This is a genomic window from Kosakonia sp. HypNH10 (genome assembly GCF_029850615.1).
Classification (GTDB): domain Bacteria; phylum Pseudomonadota; class Gammaproteobacteria; order Enterobacterales; family Enterobacteriaceae; genus Kosakonia; species Kosakonia cowanii.
On record NZ_JAOTIU010000002.1, the window covers coordinates 638470 to 664662 of the forward strand.

Here is a 26193-nt window from a genome sequence, read left to right on the forward strand (position 1 = left end):
TTAATTATATAGTTCTCTTTTTACTTACCCATCTACATAATAAGATTTAATCGCTACATTATTATTTTCGCTATAATTAAAAAAGCGAGAAAGGTAGGAATGATCATGAAAAGGACTTTGCACTCCATTTAAACGCAAAACATTAAAATCTCTTTTTTTGAGTTCGATAAATAACTCTTGTGCTTTATTCAATGCTTTCGCAGACTCAATGGAGATGTTGTTGTTAAGTTCGGTGGACTGAGCTATTATATCAAACTCATAGAACTCCAGAAATAATTTCCCTGTGGCAATAATCCTTAACCATACCATGGTATCATGGTAATCTGCACTTCTTCCAGCAAGTAAAATGTATTTATCACCGACATCAAAACCACGATCATCAGAGTGAAAATGTTTTTCTCCTCCATTTTGCAATAACATAAAGACACTTTTTTTATCCATAACCACCCTTGCACGTTTTAGTACTACAGTGAATATGCACTCCGGTTGACTAATATCGACTTCTTTTAATAACGAAGCTATTATGCTATTTGGATTCTGATCTACAATTGGAGAAAACCAAATATCTTCATACATATTTATTTCGATATTCTCAAGAGTTACAACAAATTTATCATCCCCCCATGAAGATATTTCGGGAAAGGTAATATAATGCCGTAATCCGACATCACTACTCATACAGATAAATCGCTCATAACTATCGGTTATATCTAATAAGTATCTCTCCATTTTTCACTTCCTTTTAAATGTGTACTCTCTAAGCTTATCTTTAGCTATTGGGCTGCCATCATCCGCTAACACACGCAACACTTCGCTATTAAATGGCTGAAACCTATACGGATTCTCCATAACTATCTTATTTTGCGAGCCTGAAGCTTTCTGTGACAGATCATTCGTATCTCCGGCATGAACGCCATTTGCCATAGGATTAAATTGCGACTGTTTCTGTAGTCACTTTTGTGGGAGCAGACCATAAAAGTGACTACTTCCGCTTCTCGCTCATAGCGGACCTGAATGCCAATAGTAGTGCTCGCTTCGCGCCCGAAGCTGGCGTTCGCCCGCTGTTTTAACGTTGGCAATGAACACTATGAACTGGGTTGAGTCAATTTCATGCCAGCCTCAAGTATGTAGTGCATCTCGTTTCAGAAGTTAATTCACTGACGCTGACTTGATGTTATAGCGATGCAGCAGCGCGTGCAGCGGTGTCATACAGTGATGAGATGGTGCGCAGTAGTTGCGCTGTTTCACCAATGGACGTCCCCGGAATACCGCTCTCGGCGTGGATTTTAATCAGGCAAGTTTCACGCACACTGCGATATTTCATACACAGAGCTTTGCCTTCCTCCGTCGTGGAAAAAAAGAGCTCTTTTCCGGCTTTTTCACTCGTCACATAGCCTGCCTTTACCAGTTTTTTCATCGCATAAGTCACCAGGTGAGTGTCTTCCACGTTCAGCACGAAGCAGATATCGGCCAGCTTTTTTTTACGGTCGCGGTGATTCACGTGATGCAGCAGCGATATATCAAACGCGCCCATATCCGGCTCCCCTGCGGCTGTCATACAGCGCACCATCCATTTATTGAATGCGTTACTGGTCATTATCAGCGCGTACTCCAGCTCTGACAGTTCCGCGCAGCTCTCAGAGACCAGATGGCGTGAAGAAACAATTTTGCCATCGGTTATACCGTCTGTCTGGGAAATTGCCTGTTTTTTTGAAGTCATAACGTTCCTTGCGGGAGTGTGACATATGCACATAAATATAAAGTTATCGACAAAATAAGAACATTTTATTGATAAATTGTTTACATGTTTTTTCGCTTCAGATATAGCTTTTGAATGCAGGTTCTGCGGGGCCTGACGCAAAACACAACATCGCTCGCCGCATTGCACCGCTTCGCCCTGATGCGAAGTATTAAAAAAATAGCCGTCGGTGCGCAACGCTCACTTTGGATAGGGGAAATGGTTATGGACAGTTCTACACTGTTGCCGCTTATCGGGATACCGGTAGTGGTTTTTGGTTTTGCTCTGCGCTTCAACCCGCTACTGGTGGTCGTGGTGGCGGGGCTTGCGACGGGTCTGCTGGTGGGCATGGATTTCGGCATATTGCTGGAAACCTTTGGCGAGAAGTTCTTTAACAGTCGCTCACTGGCCACTTTCATTCTGATTTTGCCGGTTATTGGCCTGCTGGAATACTACGGCCTCAAAGAGCGCGCCCAGTCCTGGGTGGCGAAGTTCGCCAGTGCTACCTCTGCGCGTATTCTGATGCTCTATTTCGTGGCCCGTGAGGGAACCGCCGCACTGGGGCTGATGTCCCTTGGGGGCCACGCCCAGACGGTGCGTCCGCTGCTGGCACCGATGGCTGAAGGAGCGGCAATGAATGAATATGGTGAACTGCCGCAGCAAGTTCGTGACAAGATCAAAGCCCATGCTGCCGCATGCGACAATATCGCTGTCTTCTTCGGGGAAGATATCTTTATAGCTTTCGGAGCGGTTCTTCTGATCGATGCTTTCCTGAAAGAGAACGGCATCGAGGGGATCGAACCGCTGCACATTGGCCTGTGGGCTATTCCGACCGCCATTGCGGCATTGATTATTCATATGACGCGCTTGCTGCGTCTGGATGCCAGCATTCGCCGCGACGTGATGGCGTGGAAAGCAGAGCAGGGAATGCCGGAGGCCAAAAAATGATGACCTTAATCACTATCAACCGGGTTTATTACTTGATCGGCTTCGTTGTTATGTTGCTGGTGATTATGACCCTGCGCGATCGCGCTAACCCTAAACGTTTTACCACAGCGCTATTCTGGTTTCTTTTCGGCGGGATCTTCCTGATGGGCGACCTTATGGTGCAGGAGCTGGGGGAATCACTGGCGTACCGCATTATTGGGGGCGCCGTTATCGCTATTGCCCTCCTGGCGGGCTTCGGGCTGGTTGGGAAAGGTCACTATAAAATGTCTGACGAGGAGGCACGCGTCGCTTCGTCAGAACGACTGAAAAACTGGCTGTTCCTGCCGGCGCTGATGATCCCCGTGGTGACTGTCATCGCCACGTTATTCCTGAAAGGTGTTTCGATTGACAGCGTTTATATTCTTGACCAGAAGCAGCTTACGCTGGCCGCGCTCTGTGTCGCCTGTGTCGCCGCTATCCTGACCGGCTGGTGGCTGACGAAGGGCACGCCACTTCATGCCGTGCGTCAATCCCGTCGCCTTGTGGATACGATTGGCTGGGCGGTGATCCTGCCGCAGATGCTGGCTATGCTGGGCGGCGTTTTTGTCGTTGCCAATACCGGCCAGTCAGTACAAAAGGTGGTAAGCCTGTTTGTTAATCCCGATAACCGCTTCATGCTGGTGGTGATCTACTGCGTGGGGATGGCGCTGTTTACCATCATCATGGGCAACGCCTTTGCGGCTTTCCCGGTACTTAGCGCGGGTATTGCGTTGCCCTTCCTGATCAACGTCCATCACGGCGACCCGGCACCGCTGCTGGCAATCGGTATGTATGCTGGCTACTGCGGTACCCTGATGACGCCAATGGCCGCGAACTTCAATATCGTTCCGGCGGCACTGCTGGAGCTAAAAGATAAATATCAGGTCATAAAGATCCAGATCCCAACCGCGTTAGCCGTGCTGGTGGTGAACGTGTTCTTAATGTATTTCCTCGTGTTTCGCTAAGGAGCTGTTATGGAATTAACGCAACAACAGGCTGACGCTTTTGCCCGGATGCCTTTGACCTATCTGCGCCAGGAATATCCGAATCACATTATGCATCTGCTTAATGATGATGGTGATGTTTTGCCTCCTCGCGAATTACATCCAATTTTCTACGGCTGCTTTGACTGGCACTCTGCGGTACACGGTTACTGGTTACTGTTGCGCAGCCTGCGTCTTTTCCCCGAGCTGTCGTGTCGTGAAGAGATTATCGCCCTGTTCGAAGAACACCTTACTGACGAGAAGGTGGCGAAAGAGCTGGCCTATTTTACCGCGCCGATGCGCGCGTCGTTCGAGCGTCCTTATGGCTATGGCTGGCTGCTGGCGCTGGCCCAGGAACTTCAACACTCTTCGCTGCCCCACGCCGCACGCTGGTACCTGACCCTGCAGCCATTAACCCAATATATACGCGACAGGCTGATGGATTATCTCAGCAAGCTAACCTATCCAATCCGCGTGGGTACGCACTACAACACCGCCTTTGCGCTGACTCTGGGGCTGGATTATGCCCGCATGGTGCAGGATAGCTCGCTGGAGCAATGCATTCTGTCTGCGGCTAATCGGTTTTATCTGGCAGATACGCGTTATCCGGCGCATTTCGAGCCAGGCGGAGATGAATACATTTCTGGCGCGCTCACCGAGGCCCTGCTGATGAGCAAAGTGGCCGACAATTTCCCGGCCTGGTTCGATACGTTTTTACCAGATGTGTGTTCGGTCCCGGCGCTGATGTATCCGGCAGAAGTTAGCGACCGAACCGATCCTAAAATTGCTCATCTCGATGGGTTAAACCTCAGTCGTGCCTGGTGCATGAAGCATATCGCCAGGGCACTGCCGGAAAAACATCCGGTGAAGCAGGCGCTGCGTGATGCCATTGCGCGGCACCTGGATGCAAGCATTGATCATGTGGTAGGAAGCCACTATAGCGGCGGGCACTGGCTGGCGAGTTTTGCGTTGCTGGCATTAGAACCACTACCCGCAGACGACGGATACCGCCACGCTATGCGTTGATGGGGGGTGTCACGATATGTCACGACACAGTAACCAGGACATAACAGGTTTGCTATGCGCAATATGGCGGAGCAATCCTGTCATCATCGTTGTGACTTCCGCTTTTCGCTAAAAGCAGGTATTAAGCTCAGTTAGCTTGTCCGCTTTATGCCAGAAGCGGACAGTGCTGGCGTTACGTTGTGTGAATAGAAGGGGAACATCTCATTCAACCATGGGACGGAATACGTTACCGTACCCGACACACCTCTAAAATTTTCTCCCGAAGCCAGCGGTGCCCGGGATCCTTTTCCATTCTTGGATGCCACATCTGCGACACCACAATGTTCCGGTTTTTGAATGGCAATTCAAAGAGATGTAAATTGTCTGTCATTCGTTGGTTGCGCAAGTACAGCGCAGGAACCATGGCGATAAGGTCGGAGGCCAGCGCGACGGATAACGCAGTTGGAAAGCCTGGAACCACGCTCACCACTTTGCGCGTGACGCCTGACGCCGCCAGGGCATCATCGACAAAACCATGTAGCACCCCGTCAGGTGACGCCACCACATGTCCCCAGGCAATATAATCTTCAACGCTTATTTCCGGCCGTGACGCCAGCGGATGCTCCTTGCGCACCGCTCCAATAAAGCGATCCTGAAAGAGCCTCTGCACGCGAATTTCTGGCCCCATATTGCTCTGAACACCAATCTCGAGGTCAACCAAACCCTCACGAAGATAACGAGACGTTTTTTCAGGTTTCGGCGCAAAGCGTATGCAAATACCTGGGGCCGCTTCGGCCACGGTGGCAATAAGTAGTGGGCCAAATGCCACGACAAAGCCATCATTGGCCCTGATGGTGAACAGCCGTTCGAGGTTTTCCACCTTGAGCGTCCCGGAAGAGGGCTGAAGTACCGCTCTCGCCTCATAGACCGCGCTTCTGGCACGATCCCGGGTTGCTTCAGCCCAGGGGGTGAGCACCATGTTACGACCTGCTCGCACCAGAATGGGATCCCCCGTCACCTCACGTAGCCTGCTGAGCGTGCGGCTCATCGCTGAGGTACTCAGGTTTAAGCGTCGAGCCGCCCCCGCAACGCTGGCTTCTGCCAGCAAAACGTCGAGCGCGACCAGCAAGTTAAAATCAGGGTCGGACATAGTGGTTCCTGGTAAGAGTTCAGATATGGCGTCGAATGCAATTATAAAGTGCAAATGCTGCATCTTCCGCCCTTATTCGCTGCTGATTATAGTTTTCGCATCCTTCCCTTCACAGGCATCAAAGATGACAACGTTATTTTCAAATCAGCCGGGCGATGAGGGCCTGCCGGGACAAGAGCGTGCACGCGTGATGGCCGCCGTAATGACCACGACGCTGATGGGCGTTTTTGACGGCACGATGATCAACATCGCCCTGCCATCCATGGCAAAAGCGATGCAGGTACCGGCGAATATCTCGGTCTGGTTCGCCAACGGTTACCTGCTCTCCGCCGCCATGACGTTGGCTATCTTCGCTGCGCTGGCAGTACGCGTTGGTTACCGCCCAGTATTTCTTTCAGGCCTTACCCTCTTTACGCTCGCTTCACTGGGTTGTGCGCTGGCCAGTACTCCGCAGATGCTCATCGGAATGCGCATTATGCAGGGGATTGGCGGCGCAGCGACCCTGAGTATTGCCCCGGCGATACTGCGTTCTGTTTTCCCCGGGCGATTGCTTGGCCGTATTCTTGGGCTACACGCCTTGCTTATTGCTGCAAGCTCGGCCATAGCGCCTGTACTTGGCGGCACAGTGCTCGACATAATGAGCTGGAAATGGTTATTCGCCATAAACGTGCTGCCTGGCACCGTTTCACTGTTGCTGGTATTCAGGTCGCTGCCACGAAAACCGGCGTCCGATAGCACGCCGTTCGATACGCCAGGAGCTCTGCTTTCTGCACTACTTTTAGGCTCAATGGTGATGGCGGCAAACAGCTTCTCCTCAGACCATCACATCAGCGTCGGGGCTATCAGCTGGAGTCTGCTCGCGATGCTCAGCGCCATCACATTTATCTGGCAGATCCGCCGGGTAAAGCATCCTTTATTACCCCCCGTAATGTTCAAAAATGGACGCTTTACCCTCGCTGCTTTAACTTCGCTGGCCTGTTTTGTCAGCCAGGGAATCACCTTTATTGCGCTGCCATTTCTGTTTCAGAGCGTGTATGGCTACAGCCCCGTAATTTCGGCGTTACTCTTTACGCCATGGCCGATCGGCATTGTGTTGATAGCGCCTCATGCGGGCCGTTGGGCCGACACACTTTCAGCGCCGCTGATTTCTACCGTTGGGTTAGCGCTTTTTGTGGTGGGTTTGATTTTGCTGGCCACGCTACCCGCCAGCCCTGCGGCATGGGATATCTGTTTACGCAGCCTGTGGTGCGGCATCGGATTTGGTTGTTTCCAGAGCCCTAATAACCGGGAGATGCTCTCTAACGTATCCCGCGACTATGCCAGCTACGCATCAGGCGTATTGTCTATCGTCCGGACGTTCGGTCAATGTCTCGGCGCTGCTGTCATGGGGGTACTGCTGGCAATAAATGAGCTTCAGGCTGTCCATTATGCTCTGTGGATTGCTGTCATCGCTTCTGCGGCATCAGTGGTGTTAAGCGTGAGCCGGTTACGTAAAACAGGCCTGCGGCAGGAGGAAGTAGATTCTCGTAGCAGACAGAATCTGTAGATCTTACAGCTTCTTCACCAGTGTTTTTAATTGCGTAATTAGCTGCGCGTTGTCTTCCCCGGAGTCACCGGCTACAGGCCAGGTTGACTGACGAATAACCAGTCGTGTAGGCAGCAGTTCACGGATCCTGATTTGCGGGTCGGCCATGAACTGGATAAGCAACTCCACGGCCCGCTTACCGAGTTTGTTGAAATCCTGTGCCACGGTGGTCAGCGGCGGCTGGAAGTAAAGGCTATCTGCCGTATCGTCATAACCCGTGACGGAGACTGCCTGGCTCCCGCTGCGATTGAGCTGCGCCAGGGCGCTCAACACGCCGAGTGCCATCTGATCGTTCGCCACAACGATCGCACTTATCTTCGGGTACTGATGTAACAGTTTGAAAGCATTGTGCCAGCCGCTGGCCGCACTCCAGTCGCCAAAAACCGTCACCGCATTACTTACCCCAAGTCGATGCAACGTCTCACGCCAGCTGCTCAGACGCATGCGCGCTGAAACAGAACTTTCAGGTCCGGCAAGCAGACCGAAATCCCGGTGCCCCAGTTCCCAGAGATGACGGATGCAAGCGCTACAACCATCAAGATGGTCAAAACGCACGCAGCAGACATCGGTCTCCGGCGAAATATCCAAAAACAGACAGCAAATATCCGGATTCTCACTCACCAGCTTTTCGGCAACACTGCCTTCCAGCGGCAGATTAATAATTGCACCACGGATATTCTGCGCGCGAAACTCATTTAGCCGTGCCTGAAGTGAGGCGTAATCCACCATCGCGGGCATTGCAATAGCGACCTCAAGCTGGCGTACGCTGGCGTGACTTTTTATTGCCGCGGCGATTTGTGAGGGCGCATGCAGGGTCAACGACGCGGTAATCAAACCAATCGACGGCGCAGACTTCCCCGCCAGCAATTGCGCCGAACGGTTCGGAACATAGAGCAACGCCTGCATCGCGCTGATAACCTTGTCGCGGGTGCGTTCAGACACAACCCCGGGTTTATTCAGTACACGCGAAACCGTCTGCTGCGACACCCCGGCCTTGCGAGCTACATCTTCTAACGTTGCCGTACGGCGTTGCATAAGTCACTCCTTTACACATCCGTAACAATGTCGTCCGCTAACATTTTATGTCTTAAAGACGACAAAATAACATCATTTCCGTGGTATTTCGTGATCGTGTATGAGTTTCACTTTCGCCAGTGTTGTGGCTTTAAACAAAATATCTGATAACTCACCCATCTTGTCTGGCGAACGACATTCTCATTTATCAGGCGAATATACCTATGCTTTATCACGATCCCCGGACGTCTCCGGGCCACCTGTTTTATGACGTGCTGGCGCGAGAGGAGTGGCAAAACCCGACAGGCTGCTACTCACTGACGTTCAGCGTGGAGGAAAACTGGCGGGCTGGTGGCCAGACGCAGGTTATCTTCGATGGTGATAACTCTCTGGCCGGGGCGAAAGCGCGAAACCAACATAAAAGCGGCTTTAATAATGACGCGTATCACAGGATGGAATATAGACAATGAAACTCTCTGAACTCGCGCCAAGAGAACGGCATAACTTCATCTACTTTATGCTGTTCTTTTTCTTCTACTACTTCATTATGTCGGCCTACTTTCCCTTTTTCCCGGTCTGGCTGGCGGAAGTAAATCATTTAACCAAAACAGAAACGGGGATCGTTTTCTCCTCAATCTCGCTGTTCGCGATTATATTTCAGCCGGTATTTGGCCTGATATCTGACAAACTGGGGTTACGCAAACACCTGCTGTGGACCATTACGATCTTGCTGATCTTGTTTGCGCCGTTCTTTATTTTTGTGCTGTCGCCGTTATTGCAGTTGAATATCTTCGCCGGTGCGCTAGCGGGCGGTATTTATCTGGGAGTTGTCTTCTCCAGCGGTTCCGGGGCGGTAGAGGCCTATATTGAACGCGTCAGCCGTGCGAACCGTTTTGAATACGGAAAAGTGCGCGTTTCCGGCTGTATTGGCTGGGCACTGTGCGCGTCCATCACCGGTATTTTGTTTGGCATCGATCCCAATATCACCTTCTGGATTGCCTCAGGTTTTGCGCTGGTGTTGGCAGTACTGCTGTGGATGTCACGTCCGGAAGGGAGCAATAGTGAGCTGGTCATCGACGCGCTGGGAGCCAACCGTAAGGCCTTCTCGATGCGCACCGCCGCGGAACTATTACGCATGCCACGCTTCTGGGGATTTATTGTCTACGTAGTTGGCGTCGCCAGCGTATATGACGTATTTGATCAACAGTTTGCCAACTTCTTTAAAGGCTTTTTCTCCAGTCCGCAACAAGGAACAGAAGTATTCGGCTTCGTCACCACCGGAGGGGAATTACTTAACGCGACGATTATGTTCTTTGCCCCTGCCATCGTGAACCGGATTGGCGCGAAAAACGCTCTGATCACTGCCGGTATTATTATGTCAGCGCGTATTCTGGGCTCTTCTTTTGCCTCTTCAGCTATCGAAGTGGTGATCTTAAAAATGCTGCATATGTTTGAACTTCCGTTCTTGCTGGTGGGCACCTTCAAATACATATCATCCGCCTTTAACCCGAAACTGTCGGCAACGCTGTTCCTGATTGGTTTTAACTTATCGAAACAGCTTTCAGGTGTTGTCCTGTCCGCATGGGTCGGAAGGATGTATGACACCGTCGGCTTCCACCAGGCTTATCTCATTCTGGGCAGCATTACGCTGAGCTTTACCATCGTCTCCCTCTTTACCCTGAAAGGGAGTAAAACGCTGCTCCAGGCTCCCGGATATAACAGCGCAGTCTGATAATAAAAGCCCGCTCTACAAAGCGGGCTTTATAGGTTATAGCCTTTGATGTAATGGCTGTGCTTCACCAGGATAGATATGAGCAAAATCAGGATTTTTGCGCTTTATCATAATGTTAAAGCCAGGCACGTCTGCATAGAAGTGCAGGGAGGCTGTAAAGTCCGTTACGGTCAGCTCTGGGACCATGCGGTTGCAGAAGGGTTCATTCTTATCAATCAACTCTCTTATCCTTTATTAACAGACCCAACATCCGGCAGACCTTCTGAATCCTGCGCGTGCATGCTTATTCCTTTTTCGGCTTTGTTAATACCATATATTCATAAGTGATTTTGCAGTCCTTTTATTTATCAGTTGTTTAGTAAATCCTTAACACTGCAAGCGATGCGAATTTTTCCGCCGTTATGCCTTAAAAGTATCAATATTGTTGATATATCTTTAATTCATATTTTCTGACGATATGATGTCGGAGAACTCTGAATAGTGAGAACGTTTCTTATTAACAATCCCCGACGAAAAAAGGAAAACGAGATTATGGACGATTTCGCAGTTCGTAGCGCAGGTGGAAAGCTCGCGCTATGGGTCTTCTGGATTTTCTGCCTCTATTTTTGCTGGTCTCTGGCGAGTAATCTCTGGCTTGCCGGCCCTGTTGATATTGCATCAGGCTTCGCCAGCGGCGCGGCGCGATCTGTCGAAAGCGGATTAAACACGGTGTCTGGCATCGTTGCATTAAGTGCGGTAGGTGCGATACTGGGCGCCATTGCCTGGTATACACGTCCACGTGATATGCAAGCGTGACGTCAGGGCTTCACCGTTTTCACAGGATGATGCATGTCTCTTTTCGACTGGCAGCAGCGCTTTGACAGCTGGATGACGCAGCACTTTACCCACGCCGATGCTGCTCACGATCTCGCGCACTTTCGCCGCGTATGGCAAACAGCGCAAACCTTGATGGAAGGCGAAGAGGCTGACGCGCTGGTGGTGCTCACCGCCTGCTACTTCCATGACATTGTTAGCTTTGCCAAAAACCATCCGCTGCGTCACACCTCTTCGCAGCGGGCGGCGGAAAAAGCCGCCGCGATCCTTGCTACCGACTTTCCTGACTTTCCCGAATCCGCCATCCCTGCGGTGCGCCACGCCATTGAAGCACACAGCTTCAGCGCCGCTATTACCCCGCAAACCCCTGAAGCAAAAATCGTGCAGGATGCTGACCGCCTGGAGTCGCTTGGCGCGATTGGTCTGGCGCGGGTATTCGCCGTCTCCGGCAGCATGGGGGGCGCGCTGTTTGACGGCGACGATCCTTTTGCTTCCCGCCGCGAACTCGACGATAAACGTTTTGCCCTCGATCACTTTCGCTGCAAGTTGCTAAAACTGCCTGCCACCATGCAGACCGCCAAAGGCCGCGAGCTGGCCGGGCATAACGCCGATTTCCTGGTACACTTTATGGCAAAACTGAGCGCCGAGTTGCAGGGCGACTTTCAGCGTCTTGATGACGAGGTGCTGCGCCGCTACAGCGCGCGCCCATCCTGAGGAGAGGGAACGATGGCAGATGTGCATGACAAAGCGACGCGCAGCAAGAATATGCGCGCCATCGCCACGCGCGATACCGCCATTGAAAAACGGCTGGCGGGCTGCCTGGAGGCGCTGGGGCTGGAGTTTCGCGTGCAGGACGCCACATTACCCGGACGCCCCGATTTTATCGTTGATGCTTACCGCTGCGTTATCTTCACCCACGGCTGTTTCTGGCACCATCACAACTGCTATCTGTTTAAAGTCCCCGCCACGCGCACCGATTTCTGGTTAGAGAAGATTGGCAAAAACGTGGCGCGCGACGCCCGCGACTGCGCTTTGCTGCTGGAGCAGGGCTGGCGGGTGATGGTGGTGTGGGAGTGCGCGCTGCGTGGCAAACTGAAACTGAGCGACGACGCGCTCAGCGTTCGCCTGGAGGAGTGGATCTGCGAGGGGCAACAGACCGCACAGATCGACACTCAGGGAATTCATGGCGCGTTTTAATTTGCCATAGCCAAAATAAGATCCCTGGTAAATAAGGATGAGTGAGACGCTGAATTCTAATAAGTAAATTAAAATAACCTGTCTCATTTCATTAATTACTGCCGTGAAAAGGCAACGCTCTCAGCTTGCTTATAAGCATTAAAGCCCATCGCTGCTTAATTATCGGATTGAATCAAATCCGTATTTTGTTGTGTGGCGCGCACGCCATCTGACTCGCTTTTATTAAAACCAACACATGTTGTATTTACTGATGATCAACAGGGGCTTTGTCGTCTGAATAAGGCGACGCCCCAATGGATTGAAATAGATCACTCTTTTTATTGTGGAGGTTTTATGTCATCTCACAAGGTTTTATCTAAAACAGTTCATATTCTATTTACTGATGATGAAAAGGCGTCTTTTTCGTCTGCCGCTGAAGAGGCTCAAGATGGTGAGGCGTTATTCTGTGAGGAGATGATTGAGGTTGCGATAGATATTCCACCGCGAGATCTCCCTGGAGCGAGTAGCGAGCGCTTATCGCGGCAAAAAGAAGAGGCACAACACCTGAAAGCGAGCCTTCTTGAGGCCCTGGGCCGCAAGATGCCGCACCTCAGAGAATATCGACATCAGGGATATAACAGGTTTAAGCCTGATGCGGCCGCCATTCGCCGGGTACAGGACAAGCTACTGGCCGTGCAGGGTAAAATTGTGCCGGATACGCTCCTCGCCCCCGCTCACCATTTTCTGGATACCCTGTTATTGCTCCAGCAATGTAACCATCCCGCCGCAAATGAAATAGATCATTACGCCTTCGATTTAATGCACGCGATCTCCGATGCGCTGGATGCCATCACCGCCGCCGAAAAAGTCGAGCATCTTGACTGGGACGCGCACATTGGCGCAGCGGCGGATGAGTATCGACATAAATTGATCGCTGCACTCCCACAGGAACTAAACCAGTCTCAACAGGCTGCGGATTTACTTCTGTCCGCAAGCAATGCGTTGAGCGTAGAGTCTCAGCGATTCGCTCAGCTGAAACAGTCGCTTACGGCTGAAACCCGGCTGACCCGTCAGCGTCTGGCTGAATGTCTGCAACAGCAGGCCGACGTCATACTGGATAACGCCCGTGATGCGCGGCAATTTGCGATGAAAATGTTACTCAGGCAAGCGGATCGCGCTGCGCTGGGGAGTGCTGAGCAATTTGCAGACTGGATGCAGGAGTATCAGGTCTTCGCGTGGCCTATGTCCGGGGCAAATGGCACCAGTGAGCACGAGCCCGATGATAGCCGGCTGTGTCGCCAGATTCTGCACATTGGCAACATGCTTGGAAGCCTTGCTGCGAGGCTGAAGCAGGTAAAAGAGCGTGTCGCGCCTGACGATGAGAAAAAAGAGGCAGATAAGCTATGGCATCGTGCCGGGTGCCGGGTCAGAAATCTCGCCCAACTTGCAAAGCGGGCCGGCTCTGGCGGGCGCAATACCCCTACCAGAGTGAGCGCAAGGTACAGCGAAGCTCTCAACCGTGCGGTAAGAGATAGCGCATTGCTTCTGCTTGACGTGATTCAACAGACAGAACGGCGAATTAAACAGATACCTGCCGCCGCAGGGAGAGTAGCAGAGGCGGTTGAGCAGTATCTGCAAATGACTGAATCTCGCCCAGGTGATGAGGCGTTGCCGGCGCTCAATCATCTGCTCACACAAGAGGTAGAGGCGGAGGCAACGCGCTGGCGCTCTGTCGCCAATCATGCGCAGCAGCAGCTGGAAACGCTTATTCATCCCCTGACTAAACGCACAGCTGATGAGTGGGCAGAGTTATTCCAGAGTGCTCTATGTGAAGCGCTTCGCGATGCGCGCAGAAGAGAAGAGATCGAAAAACTCGATCAAACACTCCGTCAAACCGCTGAAGGGTTAAGCCAGCTGGCACTGCAAATGCAGAGCGCAGTTGTTCGCCTGGCGAGACTCGGTCACAGCGGCAGGGTTGAACTTAATAACCACATCGCGCAATGGTTATTGGCGTTAAAGCAGATGAAAGCCGGGGTCAAAAAGAGTGCTACTGATATAACTGGCCGCTTGCCGGGCAGTTTCTACCACAGTGGGATGCTGGTACGCGGCATAAGCGACTGGGCGGCAGAGTTGCGTCAGGAGTACTTACGTGATGCCCACCCGCAGGAAAAAGCTGAAGCAGCCATCTTATTTGGCCGAATGTTGCTGGAAGTCATTACCGATAGCCGCATTCATTTCGCAAAAAAATCCGATCCGCAGGCTGAAGGTTTCCTCAGCCGATTAAAACTCGCGCTTCAGCTTGCTACAGAAGAGACCACGGTTTACCCATCCACGCCGGAGGCGATATTAGCCGGAGCGCGAAGCCTGCCGCAGGATCTCCAGCGCTGGGCTGAGAGCAAGTTAATCAGTGGCGCACTGTCCGCGGTACTCAGAGAAGGTTTTATTCTGGCAACCGGGCCATCTTCTCTACCCGTGCGAGTCGTGCTAAGGGAAGCACAAACCGGGATAAATAGTTCCCGCCGCGATCGCTTTATCAATAAAGCGTTATCGAAAGTTGCGTTTCGTTTAACGATGACGCTGTCTCCCGCAGGAGATATGAGCGTCGCGGGAACGCATCTTAATAAACCGCAGGGTGAGAGAACAAAACAGCTCCTTGCGTTGCCGCAGGCGCTGGTCTGGACGGCAGGGTTTGTCGGAACACATGATGGGATTAATGCTGCAGTCAGGAGTTGCATTGAGCAGGCACTGACGCGGGAAGTCGCGGAGTTTATGCATGAATCGACCATACAAACCGAAGTTGCGCCAAAAATAACGGCACGATCCGCAGAAGTGGAGATAAATGCACCGCCACGACGGGCGAAACGCGCTGCCGGGTATCCTCAGGAACCCTCCGCGAAAGGTTTTTATCCTGCGCCCGGAGGGGAAACGGCAACTGATTTACAGCATGAGAATGAAGGAAAAGAGACATCACCTTCCGCAGATGAAATGGTGCCGATAAGGATTCACTGCAATGCGGGATCTATGATTAGGGCAGTAAAAGACGAGCCGGGTAATAAAGGTGCAACGGCTGCTCTGTTATCGGATGTCAGGGGTTGGAACGTACGGGGCGCTTCTAATCTTCCCCTCACTGGCGTGCCACGTGAGGGGGGTGTTTACCGGGAGAATAATGGGCATTTATATATTTATCTTGCCGGTCGCTTCTGGCCCTGCAAGGAATTAAGTACGGATTTATACGGGGTGTTTGTTACCGCATGGGGTAAGAAAAAAGTCGTGATTATCTGTGACGTTGATGGTTATTGGGATTACGCGGATCAGACAGAGGTAGAAGAATTTAACGCCTTTTTAGATATCCAAAAAAGCATTACAGGATCTAAGCTCGAATCTGCAGCAAAAAAAAGGATTTATGAGTGTTTTACTGCGGGTAATTTTATATCCTGGAATGACTTAATCAATAAAATAATCACTCTTATCAACGATGAGTTTCACAAGCTCTATTTGCATCCGGAAAATGAAAACCTTATCACAATAATGATGCTCAGAAAGATGATCCTTGATACTCAGAGTGTGGCGAATAAAAATATTAATGGTAGTTCATACGAGAGTGCGAATTTATTCTGGGATCATCTGCTCCTGTCTCACTATTGGGAGGCGTTTAATGTTGATATTACCGATGTCAGTATATTAGCCACCGCGCGTTATGCGCGTATCCTGGCTGATGATGCGCAGGTTAAATTTAATAACCTTAATAAAAATTTTTTTGACAAAGAAAAGAAACGGCTGGCGAAAATTAAAGCTAATATCGCTGATCTTAAAGATAAAATATGGGATGAGGAGGTTAATCCTAAAGAATATCTCAGCGCCTCTCTTGCTATGGGCTTCTATGTAAGATATAGCCGGAATTATACAACCGAGTTGAAGAAAAAAGAGGGTGAAAAAAACGTTGTACAATCCATAGTTAACAGAATGCAGAAAAAAATAGATGCCTACAAACAACTTATTCAGTCGTATAAGGAGAAATACAAGCGATATGAGGAGGGAATGGCGCTTGGCGATAAAATCTTTACCCGACGCCTTAAATTGCAGCACGATAAAGCAGGTATTATTACCGCTGCAAAAGAAGCTGTAGCCGAGCTGGCATTGAAGGAGGTGAAACTCCGGCAAAACCCTCTCTTCGGTGGTGGAGAATGGCAACACAAACAGGTTGAAACGCTTCGTATCGCCAGAGCAACCGTAAGAACCATATTGGTGCAACAACAAACATATGTCGAACTGGCGGAAATTCTGACGACAATAAATATTACCATACCCGCCGCTGAGGAGACTTATGCTGATATTTTTTGGGCGAACAAAGTTACTGATGATATATACCCGAAAATCTTTGTTGGAGAAGAAAATGCTGCAGCACGCGATCTTCTTCCCGCTATGTTGCACTGGTTGCAGAAGAATAATAAGAGTGTTTCACAGCTAAAAAATCTTCGTGCGCAGGACGTCATTGATACTTATGCAAAAAGCCGTCACCAATTAAATCCCTTAATGATTGAAAAAGATATTCCAGATGGATATATCTCCTTGTCTGAAATGTTGGGTGGAGAATATTTTTCGAGTAAATGGTGTTACAATCAGCAATTTATTGAATACAAAAATAAATATAGCAGTTATGAAGCAAGCGAGCGGGTCAAGGAGTTGCTGATTGTTTCAGGTCTTACGGTCGATGAAATTACAGCAACTGTGAAAAAAAGCATCCGGCTTGATGTCAGGAAGAAAAATAACGTCAAAAATATCCATGCCGGAGAGCTTTTGTTTGTTCAGCTTGAAAGCAATGGTTGGGTCTTTTTCTCCCTTTTTCCAAATGCAACGTTTAGCCGACGCTTCACTGATGGGCAAATGCAAAGCAACCCGTGGCTGAAAACCATTGCCAATCTTGAACCAAGGAAAGTTCATAGTCATGGGCTGGAGAGTGTATTTACCGAGGACTTTTTTAAAAATCAGTTTGGTCACGCAAATGAAAAAATTTATTGGGATGGCACGCGACGTGCCGCGAAAGAAAAAGAGGAGTTCATCAATAATATCCTTTATAAGAAAGAGGGTGAAACGGAATACCCTAATCCTTTTGAACACGCTCACTTTGGCGGTACGGAGTACAATGTTTATAAACATGAGAAGCAATTAGATAATAGTCTTGTCGTTACGCTGAACATCAGTATGAAAAGTTCTCTTGACCGTTCGGCTAATAAACTTAAATCCGATCTTTATAAGCCATCCGCGCTACATCGTATTGCGTGTATTTTTATCCCGTTTTATTCCGATATATATGGTTCTCTGACTGATAAGGAGTATCAACCCGATGGTTTTGCCCTCATTTCCGATATTTTTGCGGTGGTGTGTGTTGCCGCACAGGTAGGTACAAAAATCGGCGCGCTGGTAAATAATGCGAAGGGCATCGCAACTATCGCTCGAGAAGGGGTAGCAAGAGGGTTAACAGGTAAAGGATTATATAAATATATGGTTCGTGAAATGGGAGAGCAGGGGATTATCAACGCTATTGAATTGGGGAAAATAAGCGCCAACGCGATATTTGATTTAGTTGATGCATTAATGCTACGCGATCTATCTAATTATATAATGTCTAAAATTCGCGCTGACATGATCTTTCACAATATTGTTCCTGGCAAATCTGCCGCTCTGGAAGTGGGTAAAGAGTTTATTCGTATGGATGTGGCGTTGAAGGATATGCATAAGCAGACTTTGCGTGGCGGTGAGGTTTATGTAAGCATCTCTCCGAAAACCAGACTGCGCGTTTATTATATAGAGACTGCAAGCGGCGTCTCTGAAGTGCGTTGGAGCCATACAACTAAAGCATGGCGTACTGTTGATCCTAAGGATCCAGCAAATCCCGGGCAGATTATGCATCCTGTAAAGAGCAAATGGGTCGTTGCCCCTGTTGCTAAAGGCCCCGCAATTCAACCTGAGATGGGTATACAGCGGTTGCGTAATGACTTACCAGACAAAAAAATCCCCTTTAATACCCAGCATGCAAAAGAAACCGAAGGGGTGGATGCGCAGGCCTTACTTGACGAGCTTTACAGACGCAATTCCACCAGATTCGCGATGACAAATCCTGCAGAGCGAAGCAAATATTTAATGGCTCCAGTAAGCAAATTCATGATCGATAAAGGTTTCGAAAACATCCGCTATCGCGGGATGGCCGTTTTTGTAGATTCTGTGGATAAAATGCCAGTGAATCATTTTGTTATTATCGGTACTAAAAATAACCGCGACTATGTTTTTGATCTCACGGCTGGAACGTTCTCAAGGAAATATGATGAGTTTGATGGCCCTGTTATTCTTCCGGAAGAGTTGTGGGCGCAAAAATATGCAAATATCAACGGTGTTAGCCTGATTAAATACGCTGATTATAAATCGCGTGTAAAAGCAGATGAGATATTTGGGACATACAGCGATTATACCCGTCATGGGCCTCAAGCTATTATTCCCAATGCGAAAATACTCAGGCGCCCTGAATGGTATTATCCCGATTCGTTAGCGGCAGATTGGGTAACAGGTAAAAGTGCTGATGCTGTGAAAACTACGGTGCCCGGGGCCGCGGCAGGAAATGAGATCATGTTATCGGTGCGCCGTAGCAAGTGGCAAACAGTCACCACTGAAGATGCAGCGGATTACGCCGTGGATGTGCTCGAAAATAGTGAATTACTAAATAAAGAAACGGCGAACCTACTACGCCAGAGCATGAAGAGTGTCGAGGAAGGAGGGAGAGCGATTACCGAAGCCACGGACTTACTCGAAACACCGCGGCTAATTACCTCCCAGCAAGAGCTGCTGTGCGTGGAGAAAGGGGAAATGCTGTTCTTCTTCAGGGCGAATGCAACTTCTACTCACCCCTTTCACGTTATGGTCAGCGTCGGTAATGGGCGTTTTGTGGGCATAAATAACAGCACTCTTGATGCGGCGCTTACCAATGACCCCCGCATTCTGCTGGCAGAGCAACTCGGTGACTTTACAGGCGCTCAGGTCAAACGTAATGCAGACGGAGAAAAAGTGCAGATCTTTACGGCCAGGCCGAGAGGACTTCTCCTCGCGGAAAAACCGGGTTTACGCAACTTAGCCAGCGCTCTTCCTGCTGACACGGACAGCGTCAGCGGTTTGACCGATTTACTGGCGCAGTCCGGTAAATTGTCGCCCGAACAGGCCCGGGGATTAGCGCGAGCGCTTCAGCCAGTGATTAACAACCCCGCACCTGTTTATGGCCAAATAGGCTCCATAGAGGATGTGCTCACTTCACCCGTGCGTATTAAAAATGAGGCGGAAATGCTGGCTGTGCCGGAGGGGCACCTTGTTACCTTTATGCGCATGGGTAAATCAAATGCCGGCCATGTCATGTACAGCCTCGGCAAGGGTGAGTTTGTGATCATTAATCCTGCAAAGCTTGATGCTTCATTAGCCGATAAAAGTACCATTATTCACGCCGGGGATATCCCTTCCGAAGTATTGCGCTACAACGTTATTTCTGCCGGTGAAATTTCCCTGAAAAAAATGCGTGTGTCGGCGTTACTGGGAGAGGGGGGAGCGTTTTCTGTAGAAGGTAGCACGTTATCAATTAAAGCCATGGGAGGACCTGGTGCGGTTAATAGTATGGATGCGCAGGAGCTGGCAGATACTATCCGCGGTTTAGCAAGAAGCGAAAATTTTGCCGTTGATTTATCCCGGATAAGTGAAATTAAATTTTATAGTCACTTTGGTGCGTTTGGCACGCTACCTGTCGGTAAGGCGCTGGCCTGGCTCCTGAATAAAAAGGTGACGGCTTATCCGGTATTTTATGGCTCTAAATTGCAGGGCAAAGAGGCATTCCTGTCGGAGGCAAAGACTTTTTTACCCCAGGATTTATCTGCAGATGAACTCGCTTTACTGGCTCGCCAGCAAAGACATAGCCATGAATTTTGGCAACATACACGCTCACTGTTTGGCGACAAAAGTGCAACGGAAAGCGTGGAGATGAGCAGTGAACTTAAAGAGCTTTTACTTAAAGTGGCTGATTATATCCGTGGCAAAATTTCAATAGATGATTTTTTGAATGGTATGCCTAACTTTACCAATGGATTGATGATTATGAAGGTGGGTCTGAACCTTCTTTATAATCATGAAGAGACCGATTTTGACGGCTACGTTTCGCTGAGTTGTGATGTATTAGGCGCAAGCCGCTTCGGTGTGGAGTTGATAATACAATTTTTTGAAAAGTAGCGCGCTGGCGGGATTACGGGCTGGTCGTTGTGAATACAGGAAGTATTACTCTCTTTTACCAGGGTAATACTTCCTTTTTTTATGGCGACGAAGAGAAGGGAATTACTTCTCCACCTCACAGCGCTTAACCACCGGGGGCGCAGGCAGAAGATACTTGCCTAGCGTGACCAGCACCACCGCAAAGATAATTACCCCCAGCGCCAGCCACTCGATTGAGGAGAGGTGCTCACCCGCAAAGGTCGTGCCGAGCAGCACCGCGACCACCGGGTTGACGTAGGCATAACTGGTGGCAACGGCGGGCGTGACGTTGCGGATCAGATACATGTAAGCATTGATGGCAATAATTGAACCAAACAGCGCCAGATAGCCGACGGCGAAGAAGCCCTCAATGGGCGGCACGGCGGTCAGGCGCTCGCCGCTGAGCGCGGAAGCCGCAAGCAGTACGATCCCGGCAGCCAGCATCTCAATCGCGCCTGCCATCATGCCGACCGGCAGTTCGATGCGCGATCCATACACGGAGCCAAACGCCCAGCTGAGCGAGCCAATCAAAATCAGCCCGGCACCCCACGGATTGCCGCTCAAGTTGCCGCCGCTGTTTAGCAGCACGATGCCGACCAGGCCAATGGCGATGCCCAGCCACTCCAGTTTACGTGTGGCAATACCAAAAAAGCGGCTAAAGTAGAGGGTGAAGAGCGGAACCGTCGCCACTACCACTGCCGCGATGCCGGACGGAACATTCTGGTGCTCGGCAACGGTAACAAAACCATTGCCGACCGCCAGCAGCAGCACGCCAATCAACGCTGCGTTAAGCATTGGGCGCAGCGGCGGCAGCTTGTGACCGGTCAGCAGCAGCACCACCGTTAACAGCGTGCCGGCGCAGAAAAAGCGCGTCCCGGCCAGCATAAACGGCGGCCAGCTCTCAACGCCGATGCGGATAACAAAATATGTGGAGCCCCAGATAATGTAGAGCGCAAAAAGCGCGCCAATCAGCGGTAAAACCTGCCTGAAACGCATAACCCACCACGGGAAAGGATAAGAGGCTTATAGTTAACGATAAAAGTATTTCCATGGCGAGGGGTTAATCACACCTCTGGTGTTAAATATTTGTTGACATTATGTTCGCTCATTCACCAAGGTTATTCTCGCCTGCTATCTTTTACCGCATACTGTTACGCGTTCAACACTCGCTGAGCACTTTGCGCAGCTTAATTAAAAAGGAAGACATTTTGGCAGGAAGTAGTCTATTAACCCTTCTCGACGATATCGCCACCTTGCTGGACGACATTTCGGTAATGGGAAAACTGGCGGCGAAGAAGACCGCGGGCGTGCTGGGGGACGATCTCTCTCTTAACGCACAACAGGTTACCGGCGTGCGCGCCAATCGTGAGTTGCCGGTTGTCTGGGGCGTAGCGCGCGGTTCACTGCTCAATAAAGTGATCCTGGTGCCGCTGGCGCTGCTGATCAGCGCCTTTATACCGTGGGCTATCACGCCGTTACTGATGCTGGGCGGAGCCTATTTATGTTTCGAAGGGGTAGAGAAAGTGCTGCATACCTTCGAAGCGAGAAAACATAAAGAGAGCCCGGAAGCGCGGCAAAAACGGCTGGAAGCGCTGGCGGCACAAAACCCGCAGCAGTTCGAGAAAGATAAAATCAAAGGTGCCGTGCGCACTGACTTTATCCTTTCGGCGGAGATCGTCGCCATCACATTGGGTATCGTGGCAGATGCGCCGCTGCTCAACCAGGTGCTGATCCTCTCCGGTATTGCGCTGCTGGTCACCATCGGTGTTTATGGCCTGGTGGGGATTATCGTCAAGCTGGATGATATGGGCTACTGGCTAGTGGAGAAGAGAGGCGTGCTGGCGCAGGGGCTGGGCAAAGGGCTGCTGTTTGTCGCACCGTGGCTGATGAAGATCCTGTCGGTGGTGGGCACGCTGGCGATGTTCCTGGTCGGCGGCGGCATTGTGGTTCACGGTATCCCGGCGTTGCATCACGCGATTGAGCACTTCGCCAGCACGCAAAATGCACTGGTGCAGGCGATTGTGCCGATGGCGGCGAATCTGGTGATTGGCTTCGCTATCGGCGCGGTGGTTATCGCGGTGGTTAAAGGGATCGGCCGCCTGCGTGGCGCAAAATAAGCAGCACCTATTACGCAAAACTTAAAAACTTCGTCTATGGTGAAAACGTTTCACTCTGAATCAGGAGGCAGGTATGGTCTTTATGATCAGTGATGAGGTTCAGGCTAAAAAGGGTGGTCCGCGCATGATTGTCACCGGCTACGCCAGCGGTATGGTGGAGTGTCGGTGGTATGACGGCTATGGGGTCAAACGGGAAGCCTTTCGTGAAGATGAGTTAATGCCCGGCGAAGGGCAGCGCATTCACGAAGAAGCATAACCAAGGAAACGCCCGGCTCTGCTGGGCGTTTTTCTTGGCAACCGGCGCGCGACAAAGCAGTTAACCAGACTTTTCAGGGAGCCTCTGTGCGCCACTCCACCTTTAATAATGTTCCCGGGCAAAGTCACGACGCCGGACGCTATTTCGATCCCACCTGGGTGGTGAACCTCTGCTTTGTGATCGTCATGGTCTGCTCGACCGTGTTGACCTGGCGCGAAGTGCTGGTGCTGGAGAACGCCTACGCCACGAGCCAGCGTAGCGCGCTGGAGAATGTCAGCAATGCGCTCGATATGCAGATGCAGGTCGGCGTCGAACGACTGCTCTTCTTCCGTCACACCATGGAGGCGGCGCTGCAAACGCCGCTCGACCTTAATATCCTGCGAAAACGCCACGGTGAGTTTGACAGTAAGCGCGCCTTGCCGCAGTGGCAAGTGGGCCGCGATAACCAGCGCACGCTGCCGGTGTATGGGGTCTCGGACTATTTTGTTGAACAAACGGCGCTACTGACCCGTGACAATCCCAACCTGCACAATGAACTGACCGCGGCGATGGAGTTGGGTTACCTGTTTCGTCTCTCAACCCATGCGCAGATGCTGCCGCGTCGCGCCTGGTATATCTCCCGCGCCGGATTCTTTATTACTACCGATACCCAGGCCAGCGAAGAGACGATTGTGCCCACCTATTACCGCCTGCTGATGCGCCCGTGGTTTACCGGCCAGCAGAGGCAGGAGAACCGCGGGCGCGGCGTTCGCTGGTTCAGCGACCTGACGCCGGGCAGCGAGCGTCATGGCGATGTCACGGCCAGCGTACCGCTCGATTATCAGGGCGACTGGCTGGGGGCGCTGGGGGTCAGTTTCTCCGTTGATGCCATCCACGCTCTGCTGATGCATGCCAGCCCGGTCGGCGAGGAGACAGAGAAGGGAGAGTATCTGCTCTATGACAGCCACCTGAAGCTGATTACCAGCACTTCGCCCGTCGATAACGCGCGACGCGCCTTTAACGCTGAAGAGCGCGCGCGGCTCAGCGCGGAGATGGAGAGGGATACCCTTGGCGGCCTGCGCCTCGGCGCGCGCTACATTAGCTGGCAAAAGCTGAAGCATTTCGATGGCGTGCTGGTGCGTATTCACACCTTGCGCGAAGGGATCACCGGCGATTTTGGGCGTATCAGCATTGCGATGGCCATTTTATGGCTGCTGTTTATGACCATGCTGCTGGTGGCCTGGGGTGTGATTCGCCGGATGGTGAAGAATATGTACGCCATGCAGAATACATTGCAGTGGCAGGCCTGGTACGATCCGCTAACAAGGCTCTGCAACCGCGGCGTGCTGTTTGAACGGGCAAAAACCCTCTCACAGCTGGCGCGCACGCAAAAGCTGCCCTTTGCGGTGATCCAGCTCGATCTCGATCACTTCAAAGAGGTTAATGACCGCTTTGGTCATCAGGCGGGGGATTTGGTGCTGTCGCATACCGCCGGATTAATCAGCAGTAGCCTTGATGAGCAGCAGGTTGCCGGGCGCGTTGGCGGCGAGGAGTTCTGTATTCTTCTGCCGGGCTGCACGCGGGCCGGGGCCGCCGCGATAGCCGAACGCATTCGCCAGCGTATCGCCAGCAAAGAGATCCTGATTCATAAGCATACGACGATTCGCATCAGCGCATCGCTGGGGGTTAGCGATGCGCTGGAAGAGGGCAATTACGATTTTGAATACCTGCAATCCGTTGCCGACCGGCGGCTCTACCGGGCGAAACATCAGGGGCGTAATCAGGTCTGCGCCGAAGATGAGGTGCCGAACAGCTGATTAAGCCCCTCGCGCCAGCCCGCTGCGCCCTCAAGCTCGGTGTGGTAGACCCGCTCAGGCGTATCACGGCGCACTGTCACCCCTTCACGGTTCAGGCCACGCACGACAATCGCGTAATCGACGCTGTCGAGCAGCGGCGCATCGTTCGGGCCATCGCCCAGCCCGACGGTGGTAAAACTTTTCCCGGCGTAATGGTGATATCGCCGTGTCAGCCAGTTCACCGCCTGATCTTTGCCGCCGCGCTCATCCAGCACATGCCAGAAACGCGCTCCCTGCACGAAACGCAAACCGAGTTGAGATAAGGCATCGTCAAACGCCGCCATCTCTTCATCGCTGTCGCGCCAGATTAAGGTTTCAGAGGCTTCCTGTAACTTTGCCAGCGCCGCCTGCGCAGGCGGCAGGCCGGTCACTTCCGCCAGTACGCTCTCATCAAGCTCAGAAAAGGGGGTAAATTTCCATCCGTGGGTGTTACGCAACTCCTCCAGCACGCGGGCAATCTCCTCATGGGGCGCACCGCTCATCAAACGCGGATAGTGCTCATCATCCTGCCAGGAGTCATCGAGCTGCACGACCGCCCCGTTTTCCGCAATAAACGGCAAACCTTCCAGGCTCAATATCTTTTGCAGGGCGGCCATCTCGGCGGCGGTTTTACTGCTGCATAAAATGACCGGAATGCCATGCTCACGCAGGCGGCTCAGCCAGCCAGCGGCGGCCTGCCACTCACCGGTATGGCTATCCATCAGGGTGCCATCCACGTCGGTAAAAATCAGTAACGGATCGTCCAGGCTCGGCATCGTGGGCTCCTTGGAATCAATAGGGCACTGCATACGTAATAAAGGGGAGGGCTCTGGGGCTAAATGCCTGTTTTATCGATATATCTTGTCAGAGCAAATAATAGCCGATAGAGTGGGCTCTACATCAGATTCCCCTGATGTGCGAATTTTGTAAGTGCTTCTTGCGTAAGCAAGTTTCCCCGGTCGTTAACCGGCCGGGGTATTTCTTTAGCGGTTTGCTTCCGTAATGCTGAAGTCATGCACATCCAGCTCAAAGGCCTCCGCCAGTTCCCGCCACGTATGATACTCACGCCCGTCGACGCTTACGCGCTGCCCTTCATCGTCATCAATGCGGCGGACTTCGCTTTCGCTGATCTCATTGATGGCCGCCAGTAGTGCATCGATATCAACCTGCACGTCACGCTTGGCCGTCTCGTCGTACTCTCTCACCGTTTTCATGCTATCACCTCATGGTTGCGTGCTGAGCTTAAGTATAGACGCCAGAAAAAAGGTGACGCTTATGTCACGGGCTGCCAGCCTGCGCATTTTGATCTACACTGGCGTAAATGTGACTGGAGGAGTGATTATGAAGGTTAACGATCGGGTTACGGTCAAAACGGACGGAGGTCCACGCCGTCCGGGTGTTGTGCTGGCTGTTGAAGCATTCAATGAAGGTACAATGTACCTGGTTTCTCTTGAAGATTACCCGCTCGGTATCTGGTTCTTTAATGAAAAAGATCACCCGGATGGAGTATTTGTCGAGCTGGCTGAATAATTTATCGCCCTCCATTGCGGAGGGTAGATATAAGAATTTT

At 51.3% G+C, this 26193-nt stretch carries 22 protein-coding genes; 14 read left to right on the top strand and 8 right to left on the bottom strand.

Features of this window, described 5'->3' with window-relative positions:
• Positions 1 to 24 precede the first annotated feature (24 nt).
• Positions 25 to 729 carry a hypothetical protein gene (locus tag N7V53_RS09185; RefSeq protein WP_279793143.1) on the bottom strand — a complete coding sequence of 235 codons (705 nt, stop codon included), beginning with the start codon at positions 727 to 729 and terminating at the stop codon, positions 25 to 27.
• A 445-nt stretch (positions 730 to 1174) separates the two neighbouring features.
• Complete coding sequence (locus tag N7V53_RS09190) at positions 1175 to 1720, bottom strand: winged helix DNA-binding protein (RefSeq protein WP_023479169.1); 546 nt, start codon at positions 1718 to 1720, stop codon at positions 1175 to 1177.
• Positions 1721 to 1963: 243 nt separating this feature from the next.
• Between N7V53_RS09190 and N7V53_RS09195 the strand changes: the two genes are divergently transcribed.
• From N7V53_RS09195 to N7V53_RS09205, 3 genes are read left to right on the top strand one after another with little or no spacing between them, the layout of a single operon-like run.
• Positions 1964 to 2686 carry a DUF969 domain-containing protein gene (locus N7V53_RS09195; RefSeq protein ID WP_279793144.1) on the top strand — a complete coding sequence of 241 codons (723 nt, stop codon included), beginning with the start codon at positions 1964 to 1966 and terminating at the stop codon, positions 2684 to 2686.
• Positions 2683 to 3669, top strand: coding sequence for a DUF979 domain-containing protein (locus N7V53_RS09200; protein WP_279793145.1), 987 nt, complete (start codon positions 2683 to 2685; stop codon positions 3667 to 3669). The genes N7V53_RS09195 and N7V53_RS09200 overlap by 4 nt, the downstream gene beginning before the upstream one ends.
• 9 nt (positions 3670 to 3678) lie before the next feature.
• Positions 3679 to 4713 carry a DUF2891 domain-containing protein gene (locus N7V53_RS09205; RefSeq protein WP_279793146.1) on the top strand — a complete coding sequence of 345 codons (1035 nt, stop codon included), beginning with the start codon at positions 3679 to 3681 and terminating at the stop codon, positions 4711 to 4713.
• Between the two features lie 226 nt (positions 4714 to 4939).
• Here N7V53_RS09205 and N7V53_RS09210 read toward each other — a convergent pair whose 3' ends face one another.
• Positions 4940 to 5842: a LysR family transcriptional regulator gene (locus tag N7V53_RS09210; protein WP_279793147.1), complete on the bottom strand. Its 903-nt coding sequence runs from the start codon at positions 5840 to 5842 to the stop codon at positions 4940 to 4942.
• Between the two features lie 124 nt (positions 5843 to 5966).
• On the opposite strand from N7V53_RS09210, the gene N7V53_RS09215 reads away from it, so the two are divergent.
• Positions 5967 to 7388 carry an MFS transporter gene (locus N7V53_RS09215; RefSeq protein WP_279793148.1) on the top strand — a complete coding sequence of 474 codons (1422 nt, stop codon included), beginning with the start codon at positions 5967 to 5969 and terminating at the stop codon, positions 7386 to 7388.
• A gap of 3 nt (positions 7389 to 7391) precedes the next feature.
• On the opposite strand, the gene N7V53_RS09220 is transcribed toward N7V53_RS09215, so the two are convergent.
• The gene (locus N7V53_RS09220; protein WP_279793149.1) at positions 7392 to 8462 is read right to left on the bottom strand and encodes a LacI family DNA-binding transcriptional regulator; all 1071 of its coding nucleotides are present in this window, start codon (positions 8460 to 8462) and stop codon (positions 7392 to 7394) included.
• 203 nt (positions 8463 to 8665) lie between these two features.
• Between N7V53_RS09220 and N7V53_RS09225 the strand changes: the two genes are divergently transcribed.
• Positions 8666 to 8911, top strand: a complete 246-nt coding sequence (locus tag N7V53_RS09225) for a hypothetical protein (RefSeq protein WP_023479214.1) — start codon at positions 8666 to 8668, stop codon at positions 8909 to 8911.
• Positions 8908 to 10173, top strand: a complete 1266-nt coding sequence (locus N7V53_RS09230) for an MFS transporter (protein WP_279793150.1) — start codon at positions 8908 to 8910, stop codon at positions 10171 to 10173. Before N7V53_RS09225 ends, N7V53_RS09230 begins: the two co-directional genes overlap by 4 nt.
• Before the next feature lie 36 nt (positions 10174 to 10209).
• Here N7V53_RS09230 and N7V53_RS09235 read toward each other — a convergent pair whose 3' ends face one another.
• The gene (locus tag N7V53_RS09235) at positions 10210 to 10392 is read right to left on the bottom strand and encodes a hypothetical protein (RefSeq protein WP_279793151.1); all 183 of its coding nucleotides are present in this window, start codon (positions 10390 to 10392) and stop codon (positions 10210 to 10212) included.
• A gap of 312 nt (positions 10393 to 10704) precedes the next feature.
• Here N7V53_RS09235 and drpB point away from each other — a divergent pair, with 312 nt between their 5' ends.
• From drpB to N7V53_RS09255, 4 genes are all read left to right on the top strand, one after another.
• Positions 10705 to 10968, top strand: a complete 264-nt coding sequence (drpB, locus tag N7V53_RS09240; RefSeq protein ID WP_023479203.1) for a cell division protein DrpB — start codon at positions 10705 to 10707, stop codon at positions 10966 to 10968.
• A gap of 33 nt (positions 10969 to 11001) precedes the next feature.
• The gene (locus N7V53_RS09245) at positions 11002 to 11700 is read left to right on the top strand and encodes a phosphohydrolase (RefSeq protein WP_279793152.1); all 699 of its coding nucleotides are present in this window, start codon (positions 11002 to 11004) and stop codon (positions 11698 to 11700) included.
• Between the two features lie 12 nt (positions 11701 to 11712).
• Entirely contained in the window at positions 11713 to 12183 is a 471-nt protein-coding gene (locus N7V53_RS09250; protein WP_023479197.1) for a very short patch repair endonuclease, read from the top strand.
• A gap of 333 nt (positions 12184 to 12516) precedes the next feature.
• Positions 12517 to 20418: a hypothetical protein gene (locus N7V53_RS09255; RefSeq protein ID WP_279793153.1), complete on the top strand. Its 7902-nt coding sequence runs from the start codon at positions 12517 to 12519 to the stop codon at positions 20416 to 20418.
• 102 nt (positions 20419 to 20520) lie between these two features.
• Here the strand turns inward: N7V53_RS09255 and yedA are convergent, their stop codons facing one another.
• A complete protein-coding gene (gene yedA, locus N7V53_RS09260) occupies positions 20521 to 21432 on the bottom strand; it encodes a drug/metabolite exporter YedA (protein ID WP_279793154.1) in 912 nt (303 codons plus the stop codon).
• Between the two features lie 212 nt (positions 21433 to 21644).
• Here yedA and N7V53_RS09265 point away from each other — a divergent pair, with 212 nt between their 5' ends.
• The 3 genes from N7V53_RS09265 (at position 21645) to dgcQ (ending at position 24605) form a co-directional block, all read left to right on the top strand.
• Positions 21645 to 22553, top strand: coding sequence for a DUF808 domain-containing protein (locus tag N7V53_RS09265; protein ID WP_023479229.1), 909 nt, complete (start codon positions 21645 to 21647; stop codon positions 22551 to 22553).
• 73 nt (positions 22554 to 22626) lie between these two features.
• Positions 22627 to 22809, top strand: coding sequence for a DUF2158 domain-containing protein (locus N7V53_RS09270; protein ID WP_023479215.1), 183 nt, complete (start codon positions 22627 to 22629; stop codon positions 22807 to 22809).
• 86 nt (positions 22810 to 22895) lie between these two features.
• Entirely contained in the window at positions 22896 to 24605 is a 1710-nt protein-coding gene (dgcQ, locus tag N7V53_RS09275) for a cellulose biosynthesis regulator diguanylate cyclase DgcQ (protein ID WP_279793156.1), read from the top strand.
• Here dgcQ and N7V53_RS09280 read toward each other — a convergent pair.
• Both N7V53_RS09280 and yodD read right to left on the bottom strand, forming a co-directional pair.
• Positions 24569 to 25399, bottom strand: coding sequence for a mannosyl-3-phosphoglycerate phosphatase-related protein (locus tag N7V53_RS09280; protein WP_279793158.1), 831 nt, complete (start codon positions 25397 to 25399; stop codon positions 24569 to 24571). The two genes, dgcQ and N7V53_RS09280, sit on opposite strands and share 37 nt — an antisense overlap.
• Before the next feature lie 207 nt (positions 25400 to 25606).
• On the bottom strand, positions 25607 to 25837 hold the full coding sequence (gene yodD / locus N7V53_RS09285; RefSeq protein ID WP_023479164.1) for a YodD family peroxide/acid resistance protein: 231 nt from the start codon (positions 25835 to 25837) through the stop codon (positions 25607 to 25609).
• 127 nt (positions 25838 to 25964) lie between these two features.
• On the opposite strand from yodD, the gene dsrB reads away from it, so the two are divergent.
• On the top strand, positions 25965 to 26153 hold the full coding sequence (gene dsrB / locus N7V53_RS09290; protein WP_023479212.1) for a protein DsrB: 189 nt from the start codon (positions 25965 to 25967) through the stop codon (positions 26151 to 26153).
• Positions 26154 to 26193: the final 40 nt, after the last annotated feature.